This window comes from Enterobacter cloacae complex sp. R_G8 (assembly GCF_024599795.1).
In the GTDB taxonomy this organism is placed as follows: domain Bacteria; phylum Pseudomonadota; class Gammaproteobacteria; order Enterobacterales; family Enterobacteriaceae; genus Enterobacter; species Enterobacter dissolvens.
This window is the reverse complement of the sequence record NZ_CP102246.1, coordinates 3,701,420-3,718,242: the sequence shown is the minus strand read 5'-3', so window position 1 is coordinate 3,718,242 and position 16,823 is coordinate 3,701,420. Positions and strand designations below refer to the sequence as shown.

14 protein-coding genes are annotated in these 16,823 nt (G+C 55.7%); 2 read left to right on the top strand and 12 right to left on the bottom strand.

Going from position 1 to position 16,823, the window contains the following annotated elements; translation table 11 throughout:
• Nucleotides 1-287: 287 nt before the first annotated feature.
• The 3 genes from fldA to ybfF all read right to left on the bottom strand — a co-directional run bounded on the left by fldA (nt 288) and on the right by ybfF (nt 2,163).
• Complete coding sequence (fldA, locus tag NQ842_RS17660) at nt 288-818, bottom strand: flavodoxin FldA (protein ID WP_008501067.1); 531 nt, start codon at nt 816-818, stop codon at nt 288-290.
• A 155-nt stretch (nt 819-973) separates the two neighbouring features.
• Complete coding sequence (gene ybfE / locus NQ842_RS17655) at nt 974-1,261, bottom strand: LexA regulated protein (protein ID WP_014831096.1); 288 nt, start codon at nt 1,259-1,261, stop codon at nt 974-976.
• Nucleotides 1,262-1,389: 128 nt separating this feature from the next.
• Nucleotides 1,390-2,163: an esterase gene (gene ybfF, locus NQ842_RS17650; RefSeq protein WP_047362404.1), complete on the bottom strand. Its 774-nt coding sequence runs from the start codon at nt 2,161-2,163 to the stop codon at nt 1,390-1,392.
• 183 nt (nt 2,164-2,346) lie between these two features.
• Between ybfF and seqA the strand changes: the two genes are divergently transcribed.
• Both seqA and pgm read left to right on the top strand, forming a co-directional pair.
• Nucleotides 2,347-2,895 (top strand): replication initiation negative regulator SeqA, encoded by a 549-nt coding sequence (seqA, locus tag NQ842_RS17645; protein ID WP_014831098.1) that lies wholly within the window; start codon nt 2,347-2,349, stop codon nt 2,893-2,895.
• A 24-nt stretch (nt 2,896-2,919) separates the two neighbouring features.
• Nucleotides 2,920-4,560: a phosphoglucomutase (alpha-D-glucose-1,6-bisphosphate-dependent) gene (gene pgm / locus NQ842_RS17640; protein ID WP_257256135.1), complete on the top strand. Its 1,641-nt coding sequence runs from the start codon at nt 2,920-2,922 to the stop codon at nt 4,558-4,560.
• Between the two features lie 103 nt (nt 4,561-4,663).
• Here the strand turns inward: pgm and potE are convergent, their stop codons facing one another.
• The 9 genes from potE to kdpF form a co-directional block, all read right to left on the bottom strand.
• Nucleotides 4,664-5,977: a putrescine-ornithine antiporter gene (potE, locus tag NQ842_RS17635; RefSeq protein WP_014831099.1), complete on the bottom strand. Its 1,314-nt coding sequence runs from the start codon at nt 5,975-5,977 to the stop codon at nt 4,664-4,666.
• Entirely contained in the window at nt 5,974-8,172 is a 2,199-nt protein-coding gene (speF, locus tag NQ842_RS17630; protein WP_196373274.1) for an ornithine decarboxylase SpeF, read from the bottom strand. Before speF ends, potE begins: the two co-directional genes overlap by 4 nt.
• Nucleotides 8,173-8,428: 256 nt before the next feature.
• The gene (gene speFL / locus NQ842_RS17625) at nt 8,429-8,533 is read right to left on the bottom strand and encodes a leader peptide SpeFL (protein ID WP_003858645.1); all 105 of its coding nucleotides are present in this window, start codon (nt 8,531-8,533) and stop codon (nt 8,429-8,431) included.
• 279 nt (nt 8,534-8,812) lie between these two features.
• Complete coding sequence (gene kdpE / locus NQ842_RS17620) at nt 8,813-9,490, bottom strand: two-component system response regulator KdpE (RefSeq protein ID WP_046888703.1); 678 nt, start codon at nt 9,488-9,490, stop codon at nt 8,813-8,815.
• Nucleotides 9,487-12,174 carry a two-component system sensor histidine kinase KdpD gene (kdpD, locus tag NQ842_RS17615; protein WP_014831102.1) on the bottom strand — a complete coding sequence of 896 codons (2,688 nt, stop codon included), beginning with the start codon at nt 12,172-12,174 and terminating at the stop codon, nt 9,487-9,489. The genes kdpE and kdpD overlap by 4 nt, the downstream gene beginning before the upstream one ends.
• Complete coding sequence (kdpC, locus tag NQ842_RS17610; RefSeq protein WP_257256134.1) at nt 12,175-12,750, bottom strand: potassium-transporting ATPase subunit KdpC; 576 nt, start codon at nt 12,748-12,750, stop codon at nt 12,175-12,177.
• 12 nt (nt 12,751-12,762) lie between these two features.
• Complete coding sequence (gene kdpB, locus NQ842_RS17605; protein WP_046888704.1) at nt 12,763-14,811, bottom strand: potassium-transporting ATPase subunit KdpB; 2,049 nt, start codon at nt 14,809-14,811, stop codon at nt 12,763-12,765.
• A gap of 18 nt (nt 14,812-14,829) precedes the next feature.
• A complete protein-coding gene (gene kdpA / locus NQ842_RS17600) occupies nt 14,830-16,509 on the bottom strand; it encodes a potassium-transporting ATPase subunit KdpA (protein ID WP_096928231.1) in 1,680 nt (559 codons plus the stop codon).
• On the bottom strand, nt 16,509-16,598 hold the full coding sequence (gene kdpF, locus NQ842_RS17595) for a K(+)-transporting ATPase subunit F (protein ID WP_014069365.1): 90 nt from the start codon (nt 16,596-16,598) through the stop codon (nt 16,509-16,511). Before kdpF ends, kdpA begins: the two co-directional genes overlap by 1 nt.
• Nucleotides 16,599-16,823: the final 225 nt, after the last annotated feature.

Sequence of the window (16,823 nt, the reverse complement as noted above, 5' to 3'; positions counted from 1 at the left end):
GAATCTGTCCTGTTGCTAAACGATTCACTTCTATAGGAAGTGACAGAAAATGCACCTGGGATAATGCGTCTCATTATAGAACTGCCATGGCTAAATGAAAACTGCAAGTCTCATGTAAAGTATGCTTATAAAAACGTGGTATCACCAACAAACTTGCTCAATGGGAGCCACGTTTTATCAGGGGGACATTGTACAGGTCTGGGCGAAAAAGTTAAAAGATTGTAGCGATTAATTTAATCGGTTTGACCTGGTTTGCTGGCGCAACCCTCGTTGCGCCGCAATAAAAATCAGGCGTTGAGGATATCGTCCAGGTGCAGCTCTTCACGGATCTGCTTAACCCATTTTTCAACGCGCTCTGCTGTCAGTTCTGGCTGACGGTCTTCGTCAATCGCCAGACCCACGAAGTGATCGTCATCAGCCAGACCTTTAGACGCTTCAAAGTGGTAGCCGGCGGTAGGCCAGTGACCTACGATAACGGCGCCGTTTGGTTCAATGATGTCGCGGATGGTACCCAGCGCATCACAGAAGTACTCGGCATAGTCTTCCTGGTCACCGCAGCCAAACAGGGCAACCAGCTTGCCGTTGAAATCCACTTCTTCCAGTGTCGGGAAGAAATCATCCCAGTCACACTGGGCTTCACCGTAATACCAGGTAGGGATACCCAGCAGCAGGATGTCATAGCCTTCGAGATCTTCTTTGCTGCTCTTGGCGATGTCGTGCACATCGGCAACGTCTTTACCGAGCTGTTTTTGAATGTTTTTTGCGATATTTTCGGTATTGCCGGTATCACTGCCGAAGAAAATGCCGATAATTGCCATGAGTAAAATAACCTCTTGATACTTAATGGTATGGTGGCGCAATTTGTCCACGGATAAAGGCAATAATAGCAGAACAGGCAACCCTGCGGAAACAGCTATCGCGCAGGACTGCACTCTGTGCTACATGAAAAGGGTAATAAAGGGATTTTTCGGACTTATGCCTTGCTGCGCATGGTCTCGAGTTGGGTGATTAACATCTCTTCAATCAGCTCGCTGCGGCTGATATTACGCGCGTCAGCCAGTTCGTTTAGCGCATCGACGGCGTCGGCGTTGAGCTTCAGTTCGACACGCTTAAGTCCACGATTTTTATCGCGTTTAAGCTGGTTGCGTTTATTAATACGCAGCTGTTCGTCGCGCGAAAGCGGATTCGTTTTCGGTCGTCCCGGTCGACGCTCATTCGCGAACAGATCTAGTGTCGTACGGTCCGTTTGTTCTTTGGCCATGATTCTGAGACTTCGGGGGAAACACGCCGCCCTGCTAATGCCCGGGCGATAAGCGCGCCATCATACATCACCAAAAACGACACGCCAACGACTGGAAGCCCGCAGCCTTCCAGTCGCTCTCTTTTTAATCAATTTGCCGTGTCAGTGAGATAGCGGCGAATGGCGCGTAAGACGGCGTCTGGTTTTTCCGCGTGAACCCAATGTCCGGCGCCAGCGATGACGTGGGCACGGGCCTGGGGGAATTGCGCCAGCAGGGTATCGCGGTAAGCGTCGGTGACGTACGGCGAATTGCCGCCACGAATAAAGAGGGTAGGGTGCGGCCATGCCGGAACGGTTTTCCAGCCGACGATGTTATCGTACTGCTCCCACAGCACCGGCACGTTGAAACGCCACTGGCCGTCAACGAACGATTTCAGCAGGAACTGGATCACACCTTCTTCATCAAGATGCTCACGCATGACAGCGGCTGCCTGTTGACGGCTGGAGACGCCAGCTTCCGTCACCGCGTTGATGGCGGCAAAAATCTCGTCATGACGACGGACGTCGTAATCTACCGGGGCGACATCAATGACCACCAGGCCACTTATTCTCTCCGGTGCCAGCGCCGTCAGGGCCATGACCGCTTTGCCGCCCATTGAGTGCCCGATCAAGGTCACTTTCTCAAGATTGCTGGCATCCAGCGTATCGAGCAGATCCTGCGCCATGGCCGCATAGGTCATCTCCTCTGAACGCCCGGACAGGCCATGATTTCGCATATCGACCTGCAAAATATCGTGATCGGTAACCAGATCGCGTGCCAGTACGCCCAGGTTATCCAGACTGCCGAACAGCCCGTGGACCAGTACGATGGGGGGATTCGTGTTCGGTGATTGTGCAGATTGCGCTCGGCTATTCAATTTCATGGCAAAGTTCTTTTTTTACGGATGTCAGGTTAGGGTATTATGTTGACCATTCTGCCGCCCGGCTGCAAGGTTCCAGTTTAATCTGACTTTTGCCGCCAACCTGGTTTGACGCTATCCGCTGTTGGGATTTGACCTTATAATCCCAACGACTTGTATTCAGATAAGATATCGCACTGGATTAAGATGAAAACAATCGAAGTTGATGACGAACTCTATCAGTTTATTGCCAGCCAAACGCGGCATATCGGGGAGAGCGCGTCCGACATTTTACGGCGCATGCTTAAAATTTCCGCCGCCTCACCGTCTGCTACCCCAGCCACTAAAGATGTCGTGTCTCAGCCGAGTGTTGTTGCACAAGCAAAGCCTGCCGTCGCGCAGGTGAAAGACAAAGTACGTGCGATGCGCGAGCTGCTGCTGTCTGATGAATATGCAGAGCAGAAAAAAGCGGTCAACCGCTTCATGCTGGTGCTGTCTACACTTTATTCACTGGATAACAAGGCGTTTGCTGAAGCGACCGAGTCGCTGCACGGTCGTACTCGCGTCTATTTCGCGGGCGACGAGCAGACGCTGCTGCAAAATGGCAACCAAACCAAACCTAAACATGTCCCTGGCACACCGTACTGGGTCATCACCAATACCAATACGGGCCGCAAGTGCAGCATGGTTGAACACATCATGCAGTCCATGCAGTTCCCGGCGGAATTGATTGAAAAGGTTTGCGGTACAATTTAACCCTTGCATCAGAAGGACCCGGTAATGGCAAATCACAGCCGTGCAGGCCAACCTGCACAACAAAGCGATTTGATTAACGTCGCTCAGCTGACCGCGCAGTATTATGTGCTGAAACCGGTCGTGGGCAACGCAGAACACGCAGTGAAGTTTGGTACATCAGGCCATCGCGGTAGCGCGGCACGCCATAGCTTTAACGAACCGCACATTCTGGCCATTGCTCAGGCCATCGCGGAAGAGCGCGCCAAAAACGGTGTTACCGGTCCGTGCTACGTGGGGAAAGATACTCACGCCCTGTCTGAACCGGCGTTCATTTCCGTGCTGGAAGTTCTGGCGGCGAACGGCGTTGATGTGATTGTTCAGGAAAATAACGGTTTCACCCCAACGCCTGCCGTCTCTAACGCTATCCTTGTGCACAACAAAAAAGGTGGCCCACAGGCTGACGGCATCGTTATCACGCCTTCTCACAACCCCCCGGAAGACGGTGGCATTAAATACAACCCACCTAACGGTGGTCCGGCAGATACCAACGTCACGAAAGTGGTGGAAGACCGCGCCAACGCCCTGTTAGCCGATGGCCTGAAAGGCGTTAAGCGTATCTCTCTGGATGCGGCCATGGCATCCGGCCACGTGAAAGAGCAGGATCTGGTGCAGCCGTTCGTGGAAGGGCTGGCGGATATCGTCGATATGGCGGCTATCCAGAAAGCCGGCCTGAAGCTGGGTGTGGATCCGCTGGGCGGCTCCGGGATTGAATACTGGAAACGCATTGCAGAACACTACAAGCTGGATCTGACCATCGTTAACGATCACGTCGATCAGACCTTCCGCTTTATGCACCTTGATAAAGACGGCGCGATCCGTATGGACTGCTCCTCCGAGTGCGCGATGGCGGGCCTGCTGGCACTGCGTGACAAATTCGATCTGGCCTTCGCCAACGACCCGGATTATGACCGCCACGGTATCGTTACCCCGGCCGGGCTGATGAACCCAAACCACTACCTGGCTGTGGCAATCAACTACCTGTTCCAGCATCGTTCACAGTGGGGCAAAGAGGTGGCTGTGGGTAAAACGCTGGTCTCCTCTGCGATGATCGACCGCGTGGTTGACGCGTTGGGCCGTAAGCTTGTGGAAGTGCCGGTTGGTTTTAAATGGTTTGTTGACGGTCTGCATGACGGCAGCTTCGGCTTTGGTGGTGAAGAGAGCGCGGGGGCATCCTTCCTGCGTTTCGACGGCACGCCATGGTCAACCGATAAAGATGGCATCATCATGTGTCTGCTGGCGGCGGAAATTACCGCTGTCACCGGTAAGAACCCACAGGAACACTACGACGAGCTGGCGGCGCGCTTTGGTGCACCGAGCTATAACCGTATCCAGGCGAGCGCCACCTCGGCGCAGAAAGCAGCGCTGTCTAAACTCTCTCCGGAGATGGTCAGTGCCAGCACGCTGGCCGGTGATCCGATTACGGCACGTCTGACGGCTGCCCCGGGTAACGGTGCCTCTATCGGTGGTCTGAAAGTGATGACCGAAAATGGCTGGTTTGCCGCGCGTCCATCCGGTACGGAAGATGCGTACAAAATCTATTGTGAAAGCTTCCTCGGCGCTGAGCATCGCCAGCAGATTGAGAAAGAAGCGGTAGAGATTGTCAGCGAAGTGCTGAAAAACGCGTAAGTGGTGTTCGGTGCGGGCTGATGCCCTCACCCCGGCCTCTCCCACAGGGAGAGGGTGAAAACACTCAAAAACGGCAACCCCTGGGTTGCCGTTTTGCTTTTACCTAACTATGTTTATTCTTCAATTCAAACCGCGGTGAGACCAGCCCGTACAGCGTCCAGCCCATAAAGGTCACCATCGCACCATAGAGCATCGCCTCCTGGCCTGACGAGTAGAGCGCATAGAAGCTGTAAATCGCCCCAATCAGCGCCACAATATTGGCCGCGCGTGCTTTACGTGGATCGACTTTCGCCACCTTCTGAATGATCACCAGCGCCGCCATCGACAGAATATATGGAATGATATTCGTCACCACCGCCAGGTTGACCAGCACGTTGAACTGGCTGTTCAGCGATGGGCTAATGGTCATCAGCGACAATCCGCTCTGGAAGATGACAATCGCCAGCATGCCCTGCACCGGCGCATCGGCTTTGGTCACGCGGGAGAAGATTTTCGGGAAGTAGCCTTCGTCGGCTGAGGATTTAAAGACCTGCGCAATGGTGAACTGCCAGCCGAGGAGCGAACCGCAGCAGGACATGACCATCAGCCCCATGATCACTTTCCCGACTTCCGGGGTGAACATCTGCGCGAAGGCCAGCCCGAACGGCGCCGTGGAGTTAGCCAAATCCATGTTCGGTACGATACCGGCAATAACGTTAGTTGAGACGATATAGATCACCGCCGCGCCCAGCGTTCCGCCAAGAACGGCAATCGGGACGTTCTTTTCCGGGTTTTCCACCACTTCCGCGTTTGCGCAGGCGGATTCCAGACCGAGGAAGGCCCACAGCGTCATGGCGATGGAGGAGCCTACAGCCGTGAAGAACGGTACGTGGTGAGGGTTCCAGGAGTTCGCGTACAAGGTCGGACTGAACCAGAACCAACCGATAATGCACAGACCCACAACCGGGATAATCACGCCCCACACGGTGATGCTACTCAGCTGGCCGGTAATGCGCGCCCCGCCAAAGTTGGCCACGGTGCAGATCCACAGCACGCCGATGGTCGCCAGCCCAATTTGCACCGGGCTGAGCGTGGCACCAAACAGTTCCGTACCGTAACCCACGGCGGAGATGGCAATCGCCACGTTGGCGATCAGCAGCGACACGCCGTAGGTGTAGTTAGCCATAAAGTTGCCCGATTTGCCGAAGGCGTATTCGGCGTAGCCGCCCATCCCGCCTGACTTGCGGCTGAACATTCCGCATTTGGCAAATGCCCATGCCAGCGCCATGGAGCCGACCGCGGTTACCAGCCAGGAGATAATCGAAATGGTACCCACCTCGGCAAGTTTGGTGGGCAGCATAATAATCCCTGACCCCATCATGTTGACCATGGTGAGGATAGTCAGCTGCACCACGCCCATCTTGTTGGACTTACTCATAATTTTTCTCCTTTCAGCAGTGCGGGCTGAGCGGCGGGTTGTTTGATGACGTTACAGCGAACCTGTTTGCGTCCGTCGCACTCCTCGACGTACACGCCTTGCAGTTCCGGCGCGAAGCCCGGTAAAAGGTTGATCCCCTCTTCCAGCGCGGCAAAGTAGCGCAGGACGGAGCCTCCCCAGACTTCACCCGGAACCACGCACAGCACCCCTGGTGGGTAAGGCAGGGCGCCTTCGGCGGCAATGCGGCCTTCCGCATCACGCAGGGAGACCAGTTCAACCTCACCACGCAGATACGCATAGTTTGCGTCCTGCGGGTTCATCATCACGCGAGGGAAGTGAGACTTGCGGAACATCTCTTTTTGCAGCTGTTTCACGTTATGGCGGGCGTACAGTTCATGCATCTCCTGGCATATCTGGCGCAGGGTATAACCGGCGTAGCGTTCCGGGTATTGCTTACAGATAGACGGAAGCACCTCTTTTAATGGCGCATCGGTCTGAAGCAGTTTTTCGAAACGCACCAGCTGCGCCACCAGCTGCTGCAGTTTGCCCATGTCTTCTGCAGGGGTCAGCAGGAACAGGATCGAGTTGAGATCGCATTTCTCCGGCACGATGCCGTTTTCACGCAGGAAGTTAGCCAGGATGGTAGCGGGCACGCCGAAATTCTCATACTCGCCGGTACGGGCGTTGATGCCCGGCGTGGTCAGCAGCAGTTTGCACGGATCGATAAAGTATTGATGCTCGGCATACCCTTCGAAGGCGTGCCAGTTTTCACCCGGCACAAAGTGGAAGAAGCGCAGGTCGGTGGCAATTTCAGCCGTGTCCCAGCTTTCCCACGGACGGCCATCTACCAGCTCCGGCACGAACGGGCGAATAAACTGGCAGTTCTCCAGGATCAGCTTGCGTGCTTCAATGCCGGTCACCACGCAGTCCATCCACATATTTCGGCCACTCTGCCCCTCGTGCATGCGGGCGTTGATATCCAGCGCGGCAAACAGGGGATAGAACGGGCTGGTGGAGGCGTGCATCATAAAGGCGTTATTCAGGCGCTTGTGCGGGACATAGCGCGGTTGGCCTTTAATATGACGGTCTTTCTTGTGGATTTGTGAGGTCTGCGAAAAACCGGCCTGTTGTTTATGCACCGACTGGGTAACCAGAATCCCGGGATCGTTTTCGTTCAGCTCCAGCAGCAGTGGTGAGCAGTCCGCCATCATCGGAATAAATTGCTCGTAGCCCACCCAGGCAGAATCAAACAGGATGTAGTCGCACAGGTGACCAATTTTATCGACGACCTGGCGGGCGTTATAAATGGTGCCATCGTAGGTGCCCAGTTGGATCACCGCCAGACGGAACGGACGTTCGTCACGCGCGCGACCCGGCGCCACTTCCGATACCAGCTCGCGCAGGTAGCTCTCCTCAAAGCAGTGGGCATCAATGCCGCCAATAAAGCCGTACGGGTTGCGCGCAGTTTCCAGATAGACCGGCGTGGCACCCGCCTGAAGCAGGGCTCCGTGGTGGTTGGATTTATGGTTATTACGATCGAACAGCACCAGGTCGCCGGGGGTGAGCAGGGCGTTTAGCACCACTTTGTTGGATGATGAGGTACCGTTCAGCACAAAATAGGTTTTATCCGCATTAAACACTTTCGCCGCGTGTTGCTGCGCAAGGCACGGCGCGCCTTCATGAATCAGCAGATCCCCCATGGCCACGTCGGCGTTGCACAGATCGGAGCGGAAAAGCGTTTCGCCGAAGAAATCGACAAACTGATTACCGGCAGGATGGCGGCGGAAAAACTGCCCACCCTGGTGTCCCGGACAGTCAAACGCGCTGTTGCCCTGTTTCACGTAGTCGACCAGCGCACGGAAAAACGGGGGGCGCAGCTGAGTTTCGTACTTCTGCGCGGCCGCTTCCAGTTGACGTCCGTAAAAGTCGTTACTGGTCTCTGAACACTCAAACACACCGTGGATGCGCGATAAATATTCAGCCGGAATGAACTCTTCTTTATGTGTCGCAATAAATACAGGAATACCAAACCCGGTTGCTTCTATTTCTTCCAGGGTACCACTGGAAATATCGCTCACGGCCAGAACAATGGCAGCGACGTCAATATAATCAGAGGTGCTGACATCCACCAGTTCACGGTGAGTGGTAAAGCAATCAGGACATGCACGGCTGGTAGCGATTTTTAAACTTTTCATCTTTCTCTCTTTATTTCAGGCAATATTTGTCCCTCGATTTCTCACAAGAAAGAAATCGATAATGTCCGGAAAAAAAAGCAAAGTGTGGCCGCTGATAAAAAATCAGTAAGTTGCTTTTTAATGAATGAGATTCAGTCCGCCCGGCTGCGGATAAGTCTGAATTAAATTGAATGAACGCACACCTTCACAGGCAACGGCCTGTAACATAAGGTTTTTTCAGGTTAACCTGCAAGCGGGTGCGCCAGAAGTCGAAGGACTACCGGGCATTAAAGAGATGGAAGTCAAAGCAGTTTCGGTGGGCAAACATCATGATATGTGTTGTCCGCCTTATATGGGGCATCAAGCGATTATTGTTTTCCATGTTTCATTTTCCTTTCAGTAATTGAAAGCATGGTCATTTTATCCAGGAAAAAGCGATTAACTGTGAAACAGATCACCCTTAACCGATCAAATCAGAAATAATTATTCGTTTTCGATGAATATCGCAGATCAAAACACTGGTTTGTTGATGATGCGTTAACGGATTGTATTGGTTGTGTTTTGAATGAGCGAAAATAATCCGAAAATATCCCGTATGGCTTATTTGGGTACTATTTTTGGAGTGGCTTTAATTTTGACAGAAATAAATTTGAATAGTTATTCAAAGCATAAACCGATAACCGATACCGGTTTCGGTTAATAGATGGCGAGGGCGAGCGGGGTCAACTTCAAGTTTTTGACGCAGGTGTCCCATATATATGCGTAAATAGTGACTATGTTCCACAGCGTTGGGTCCCCACACCTGACTCAGAAGCTGACGTTGGGTCAGGACCTTACCGTGGTTGTTGAGCAAAACTGCGAGCAGGCGAAACTCTATCGGGGTGAGATGGATCTCCTCTTCACCGCGAACAATACGTCGTGCAGCGAGATCGACCCGCACATCACCGAAAGTGTACGTCGGGTCGGCAGGGACGGTGGCACTGTGGCGACGTAGCGCAACACGAAGGCGAGCCTGTAACTCGCCAATTCCAAAAGGCTTAATGAGATAGTCGTCCGCGCCAGCATCCAGCGCGGCGATTTTATCCGTCTCTTCGGTGCGTGCGGAGAGCACCAGAATCGGCATCTGGCTCCACTGGCGCACCTCACGAATAAAATCGATGCCGTCGCCATCCGGCAGACCGAGATCGAGGATCACCAGGTCCGGCTTGCGGGTGGCGGCTTCGATCAACCCGCGCTGGAGCGTACCGGCATCATGAACGCGCAGGCCGTCACCTTCCAGCGCAGCACGCAGAAACCGGCTAATGGCGAGTTCATCTTCAACAATCAGGACGTTGATCACAAATCCTCTGGTAATTCATCAAGTTCTGGCGGGGTTTCCAGAGGAAGTGTAACACAAAAACGTGCGCCTCCTTCCGGGCGATTCTCCGCCGAAATGGTGCCGCCATGGACGTCAATAATGGCCTGGCAGATCGCCAGACCCAGCCCGACCCCCGGAATGGCAGACTCTTTATTGCCGCGCGAGAATTTTTCGAAAATCGCTTTTTCCTGACCGGCAGGAATACCGGGCCCGGTATCCCAGACTTCAAGGCGAAGCGTATTATCTTCCACCGTGGCGTTCACCCCGATTTGCGCTTTTGCTCCGGCATATTTGCCCGCATTTTCCAGCAAATTGATTAACACACGTTCAAACAACGGACCATCGACGTGAATTAACGTCAGGGGCTCAGGCATGTTCAGCGCGATATGCCGCCCACCGAGACCGGGCTCCAGCATTTTCAGCGCGCTTCCCACCACTTCCTCAAGTGTCAGCCACTCTTTTTTGAGGTTGAACCCGCCAGACTGTATCCGTGCCATATCAAGCAGGTTATTCACCAGCCGCGTGGTGTTCAGCACATGCTGGCGGATCTCGCTGGCCTGCAGGGCATGTTTTGAACCTTCAGCCGCCAGATCCAGGGTCAGAATTTCCGACTGGCCAAACAACACGGTGAGAGGCGTGCGAAGATCGTGGGAGAGGGCCGCCAGCAACGAGTTACGAATGCTTTCACGCTCGCTTGCCAGACGCGCCTGCTCTTCGCTCGCCGTCAGCGCCAGTCTTTCGAGCGCACTGGCAACCAGCAGCGTAAAGGTCTCCAGCAGCCTTTGCTGCTCGGGGATCATCAGCTGGCGCAGATTAGACGGCTCGACGATGACCAGCCCCTGATTTTTATCGGCACTGCGCAGCGGCAGGATCTGATACGGCACGCCGGGCAGGGTGTCTGTCCCTGCACCGGCCGGTAAACCTTTATCGAAGCTCCAGCGCGCAATGGCTTCATCCCAGGGCGTCATGCCCGAGGCCGACGTCAGCGGGCGTAATTTCCCGTGCTCGTCCGGGAGTAAAATCAGGTTGCTGGCATTAAAGGTCGAGCGGATAAACTGCTCGCTGGTCTGCACGATATCCAGCGGCGTGCGGCCTACCGCCAGCGATTTAGACATCTCGTATAAATGTCGGGTGCGCTGTTCACGATAGCGGGCGATACGCGCCTGATAGCGAACGCCCGCCGTCAGATTCCCGATCACCAGTCCGACGGTGAGCATCACGGCAAACGTGAGGACATACTGTACATCCGAGACGGCGAGCGTCCCGCGCGGATCAATAAAGAACAGATCAAAGCTGATGACGTTGATCACCGTTGCCAGGACTGACGGCCAGCGCCCGTAAAAGAGAGCAACCACGACCACGCCAAGCAGGTAGATCATCACCAGGTTGGCCGCGTCAAAGGCAATCAGCCATTTGCTGGCAATAAGGGTTATCAGGGCGCAGAGCACGACGGCGATCAGACAGCCGCGGATCTGAATGCGCCATTTATCACCAAAGGTACGGCTGTCGGGCGCGCGGTTGGGGAGCGGTGTGGGTTTGTCATCCAGCGCCACGACCACCAGATCCAGGTCGGGCGCGCGCCGGGCCAGTTTGTCGGCAAACGATTCGCGGCTAAACCAGCGCCGGTGCTGGCGACGGCCAATGACAATCTTGCCCAGGTTGTGCTCACGCGCGTAGCGCAGAATGGCTTTATCTTCCTGCGGATCGGAGAGGGTAGCGGTTTCCGCCCCCAGCTCCTGGGCCAGACGCAGCGAACTGAGGATCGCGCGACGCTGGTTTTCAGGCAGGGCGTGAAGCTGTGGCGTTTCGACATATACCGCATGCCAGACGCTGCCAAATTTCGCGGCCAGCCGGGCGGCGGTACGGACAAGCTTTTCATTGCCGCTGCCGTGACCTATGCACAGCAGGATGGCATCCCGCGTATGCCAGACGCGTTCCTGTCCCTGCAGATCGCGCCAGGCGCGCATCTGGTCATCCACACGATCGGCGGTGCGGCGCAGGGCCAGTTCGCGCAGGGCAATCAGGTTGCCTTTACGAAAGAAGTGTTCGATGGCGCGCTCGGCCTGGCCTGCAATATAGACTTTCCCTTCATGCAGGCGCTGGCGCAGGTCATCGGGCGGCAGGTCGACCAGTACTACTTCATCTGCGGAATCAAAGAACGGATCGGGCACCGTTTCGCGCACCTGAATGCCGGTCACGCCGCTGACCACGTCGTTCAGGCTTTCCAGATGCTGAACATTCACCGTGGTGAAGACGTCAATCCCGGCTTCAAGTAACTCTTCAACATCCTGCCAGCGTTTGGGGTGACGGGAGCCTGGCGCATTACTGTGCGCCAGTTCGTCCATCAGAATAAGGGCGGGGCGGCGGGCGAGGGCGGCGTCGAGATCGAACTCCGTCACCAGCCTGCCACGATGGCTGATACGGCGAGGGGGCTGCGTGGCAAGCCCCTTCAACAGCGCCGCGGTCTCTTTACGGCCGTGGGTTTCCACCACGCCGATGAGAATATCGAGCCCCTGAGCCCGAAGTCGTTGAGCTTCTGTCAGCATGGCGAAGGTTTTCCCGACGCCCGCGCAGGCGCCGAAGAAGACTTTCAGTTTGCCACGATGGGCTTCAGCTGTTTGTTCGAGCAGCCTGTCAGGATCCGGGCGCAAGGGCTCGTCGGTCATTTAGTTTTTCCTTAGCGCGTCCAGCGCCAGATTCAGCTCAACAATATTCACTACCGGCATACCAATGAAACTGACCAGCGGTTTTTGCGTGTGCTCTGCCACCAGCTGACTGACCTGTTCGACGGTCAGATGACGGGCAGCGGCAACGCGCGGGATCTGCCAGGCCACCGCTTCAGGCGTCAGGCTGTAATCCAGTCCGCTGGCGGAGGCGGTCACCAGTTCCACAGGCACCTCCCGGCTGGCCTGCGGGTTGGCGCTACGCAGCGCCGCCACGCGCTCAGCGATGGCTTTGTCCAGCTCAGGGTTACTGCCCGCCAGGTTACTCCCGCCGGATGCTATCGGATTATACGGGCTTTCGGCGGTGGCGGAAGGGCGTCCCTGGAAGTAACGAGCATCCGTAAAGTTCTGACCAATCAGGCGAGAGCCGCGGTTTTCACCCTGCTGTATAATCAGCGAGCCATTGGCCTGATCCTTGAACCACCACTGGCCCAGCGCGGTGGTCACCAGCGGGTAAAGCCCACCGGTAATAAGCGACAGCAAAATAAACAGAAGTATAGCGGGACGTAACATCGTCATTTGATTCACCTTTTAAACCAGCCCGAACAGCGTTAACAGCAGGTCGATAACCTTAATACCGATAAAGGGCACCAGCAGCCCGCCCAGCCCGTAAATCCACAGGTTACGGCGCAGCATGGCTGCGGCCGTCAGCGGCTTATAGCTCACCCCTTTCAGCGCCAGCGGGATCAGGAAGACAATAATCAGGGCGTTGAAGATCACCGCGCTGAGAATGGCCGAAGACGGGGAGTGCAGATGCATCACGTTCAGCGCGTTAAGCTGCGGATAGGTGGCCGCGAACGCCGCGGGAATGATGGCGAAATATTTTGCCACGTCATTGGCGATACTGAACGTCGTCAAGGAACCGCGCGTCATCAGCATCTGTTTACCGATGTGCACCACTTCAATCAACTTGGTCGGGTTAGAGTCAAGATCGACCATGTTGCCCGCCTCTTTTGCCGCCTGCGTACCGGAGTTCATCGCCACCGCCACGTCGGCCTGTGCGAGGGCAGGGGCATCGTTGGTGCCGTCGCCCGTCATCGCCACCAGGCGGCCTTCCGCCTGGTACTGACGGATCAAGGCCAGCTTGGCTTCCGGTGTAGCTTCCGAGAGGAAGTCGTCCACGCCCGCTTCTGCGGCAATGGCGGCGGCAGTCAGCCGGTTATCCCCGGTGATCATCACCGTTTTGATCCCCATTTTACGCAGCTGGGCGAAACGCTCTTTGATACCCCCTTTGACGATGTCCTTCAGCGCAATCACCCCCAGTACATGGGCCCCTTCAGCCACGACCAGTGGTGTGGCCCCCTGACGGGCAACGCTCTCAACCAGATTGTCCACTTCCGGTGGGAAATGACCGTTGTTGGCTTCAATGTGGCGACGAATGGCGTCAACGGAACCTTTACGGATCATGCGGTCCTGGATGTTGATACCGCTCATTCGGGTTTGCGCCGTGAAGGGCACAAACGTGGCATGCAGGCTCTGCACATCACGCTGGCGCAGATTAAAGCGCTGTTTCGCCAGAATCACGATGCTGCGGCCTTCCGGCGTTTCATCGGCAAGAGACGAGAGCTGGGCGGCATCTGCCAGCGTTTTTTCATCCACGCCCGGGGCCGGTAAAAACTCGGAGGCCTGGCGGTTGCCGAGGGTGATGGTCCCGGTTTTATCCAGCAGCAGAACATCCACATCACCGGCAGCTTCTACGGCACGTCCGCTGGTGGCGATAACGTTCGCGCCCAGCATGCGGCTCATCCCCGCCACACCGATGGCAGAGAGCAGGCCGCCAATGGTGGTTGGGATCAGACAGACCAGCAGCGCCACCAGCACGGTGATGCTGACTGCGGTGCCACCGTAGCTGGAGAAGGGCCACAGCGTGGCGGTGGCCAGCAGGAAGACGATGGTCAGGGCCACCAGCAAAATGGTCAGGGCAATTTCGTTGGGGGTCTTACGACGCTGCGCGCCTTCTACCATGGCGATCATCCGGTCAAGGAAGGTTTCGCCCGGGTTGACACTGCACTGGATCACCAGCCAGTCGGAGAGAATACGCGTCCCGCCCGTGACCGAGGCGAAATCACCGCCTGATTCACGAATGACCGGTGCGGATTCCCCGGTGATGGCGCTTTCGTCAACGGAGGCTCCCCCTTCAATCACTTCGCCATCACAGGGAATAATGTCACCGGCTTCCACCAGGACCACATCGCCTTTACGCAGTTCATCTGCCGGCACGTGGTCCATCTGCGCGCCGTATTTTGGCTCACGTAATTTGCGTGCGAAGGCGGTCTTTTTTACCCCTTTCAGGCTGTTGGCCTGCGCTTTACTGCGGCCTTCCGCCAGCGCTTCGGCAAAGTTGGCAAACAGCACGGTAAACCACAGCCACAGGCTGATCGCTCCGGTGAACATCGCGTTGCCTGGAAGGTGACCCGTTCCCATGGCAATCGCCAGGGCGGTAGTCAGCACGCTGCCTGCCCAGACGATAAACATCACCGGGTTGTGCCACTGCACGCGCGGGCTTAACTTTTTCACCGCATCCATGAGCGCCTGACGAACTAACGACGGTTCGAACAGGGCCAGTTGTTTACGACTCATGACAAATTCTCCGCAAAATCAGCGTAAAGAGAGGGTTTCCGCGACCGGGCCTAACGCGAGGGCGGGGATAAAGGTCAGGGCGCCTACCAGCAACACGGTGCCGGTCAGCAGGCCAACAAACAGCGCACCGTGGGTCGGTAATGTGCCGGTGGTGGTCGGTTGAATTTTTTTATTCACCAGCGATCCGGCGATGGCCATCACCGGCACAATCACGCCGAAGCGGCCGACAAACATGCAGAATGCCAGCAGACAGTTCCAGAAAGGTGAGTTGGCGCTTAAGCCTGCAAAGGCGCTGCCGTTGTTGTTAGCCGCAGACGAGACGGCGTAGAGCACCTCACTGAACCCATGGATACCCGGATTAAAGATGCCGCTGCGCCCGGCGTCGGTCATCAGGGCCAGGGCGGTGCCGAGCAGCACGAGGGCAGGCGTGACCAGAATCGCCAGCGCGGTTAATTTCATTTCCCGTACGTCGATTTTTTTACCGAGGTATTCCGGGGTACGGCCAATCATCAGTCCGGCGATAAACACCGCCAGCAGTACAAACAGCAGCATGCCGTAAAGACCTGAGCCCACGCCGCCAAATACCACTTCGCCAATCTGCATCAGCCACATTGGGATCATGCCGCCCAGCGCCGTAAAGGAGTCATGCATGGCGTTAACCGCCCCGCACGAGGCTGCCGTGGTGACCACCGCATACAGGCTGCTGGCGAGAATGCCAAAGCGACTCTCTTTCCCTTCCATATTGATCGCGCTGTCAGCGCCCAGCGTCAGGAAGTGAGGGTTACCGTTCCATTCCGCCCACATCACCAGCGCGACGCAGACCACAAAGATAAGAGACATGGTCCACAGCAGGGTCCGTCCCTGACGGCGGTCGTTTACCACATCGCCAAAGGCAAAGCAGAGCGCGGCGGGGATCAGGAAGATCGCCAGCATCTGTACAACGTTGGTCAGCGCGGTTGGGTTTTCAAACGGATGCGACGAGTTGGCGTTGAAGAAGCCACCGCCGTTGGTACCGAGCATTTTAATGGCTTCCTGCGATGCCACCGGCCCCATAGGCAAAAGCTGTTTTGCCCCTTCAAGGGAGGTATAAGGCGTGTAAGGCAGCAGGTTTTGCAGGGTGCCTTGCTGAATAAAGAACAGCGCGATGATCAGGGCCACAGGGAGTAATATCCACAGGGTGATGCGTGTCAGATCGACCCATGCGTTGCCCAGCGTGCTGATATTTTGACGCGCAAAGGCACGCGTGAGCGCGAAGATCACCGCAATGCCGGTGGCAGCAGAGAGGAAGTTTTGCACGGTTAACCCGGCCATCTGGCTAAAGTAGCTCAGCGTGGTTTCCCCGGCATAGGACTGCCAGTTGGTGTTAGTGACAAAGCTGACTGCCGTGTTCAGCGCCAGATGCCAGGACAGACCCGGCAACTGCTGCGGGTTGAGCGGTAAGCTACCCTGCAGCATCAGCATGGCGAAGAGGGCGACAAGGCCGACAATATTCAGTAGCAGGATCGCCAGCAGATACTGACGCCAGTTCATTTCCCCATCCTGGATTCCCAGGGCGCGCCAGATCCCTTTTTCAACGCGACCTGCCACCGGCAGCGGCACGTTGTTGATCATCCTTGCCAGCACTGTTCCCAGCGGTCTTGCCAGAAGGAACAGCACCCCTAAAAAACTGGCAATAAGCAAAAACGCCTGAGCAGCCATCAGAATGCCTCCGCATTAATCAAGGCATAAACCAGATAACCCAATAACAGGAACACCAGCACGATGCCGGCAATAAGACCTGCACTCACAATCCACCTCCGGGTGACATTTGTATTTGTGCTAACGGTAGGATTTATGGCGCAAAGATTTCGCAAAAATCAGGACGGGGGGTGTAAAAAAAGTATAAAAATGGCAAAGCCCACAATTTAACTATTGGTAAGTAAACCTTTAACTTTTTTGTAACTCAATTACGGCGTGAATGTAAATTTTGGCTAAACAGGTGAAAATAAGTGGTCGGATGAGTAGTAAAATTA

Bases quoted from the DNA above. Each gene is read 5' to 3' on its own strand.
- seqA (WP_014831098.1), top strand. From the start codon at position 2,347: ATGAAAACAATCGAAGTTGATGACGAACTCTATCAGTTTATTGCCAGC.
- kdpD (WP_014831102.1), bottom strand. From the start codon at position 12,174: ATGACCGACGAGCCCTTGCGCCCGGATCCTGACAGGCTGCTCGAACAA.
- kdpC (WP_257256134.1), bottom strand. From the start codon at position 12,750: ATGACGATGTTACGTCCCGCTATACTTCTGTTTATTTTGCTGTCGCTT.
- ybfF (WP_047362404.1), bottom strand. From the start codon at position 2,163: ATGAAATTGAATAGCCGAGCGCAATCTGCACAATCACCGAACACGAAT.
- pgm (WP_257256135.1), top strand. From the start codon at position 2,920: ATGGCAAATCACAGCCGTGCAGGCCAACCTGCACAACAAAGCGATTTG.
- fldA (WP_008501067.1), bottom strand. From the start codon at position 818: ATGGCAATTATCGGCATTTTCTTCGGCAGTGATACCGGCAATACCGAA.
- kdpA (WP_096928231.1), bottom strand. From the start codon at position 16,509: ATGGCTGCTCAGGCGTTTTTGCTTATTGCCAGTTTTTTAGGGGTGCTG.
- speFL (WP_003858645.1), bottom strand. From the start codon at position 8,533: ATGGAAAACAATAATCGCTTGATGCCCCATATAAGGCGGACAACACAT.
- ybfE (WP_014831096.1), bottom strand. From the start codon at position 1,261: ATGGCCAAAGAACAAACGGACCGTACGACACTAGATCTGTTCGCGAAT.
- potE (WP_014831099.1), bottom strand. From the start codon at position 5,977: ATGAGTAAGTCCAACAAGATGGGCGTGGTGCAGCTGACTATCCTCACC.
- kdpB (WP_046888704.1), bottom strand. From the start codon at position 14,811: ATGAGTCGTAAACAACTGGCCCTGTTCGAACCGTCGTTAGTTCGTCAG.
- speF (WP_196373274.1), bottom strand. From the start codon at position 8,172: ATGAAAAGTTTAAAAATCGCTACCAGCCGTGCATGTCCTGATTGCTTT.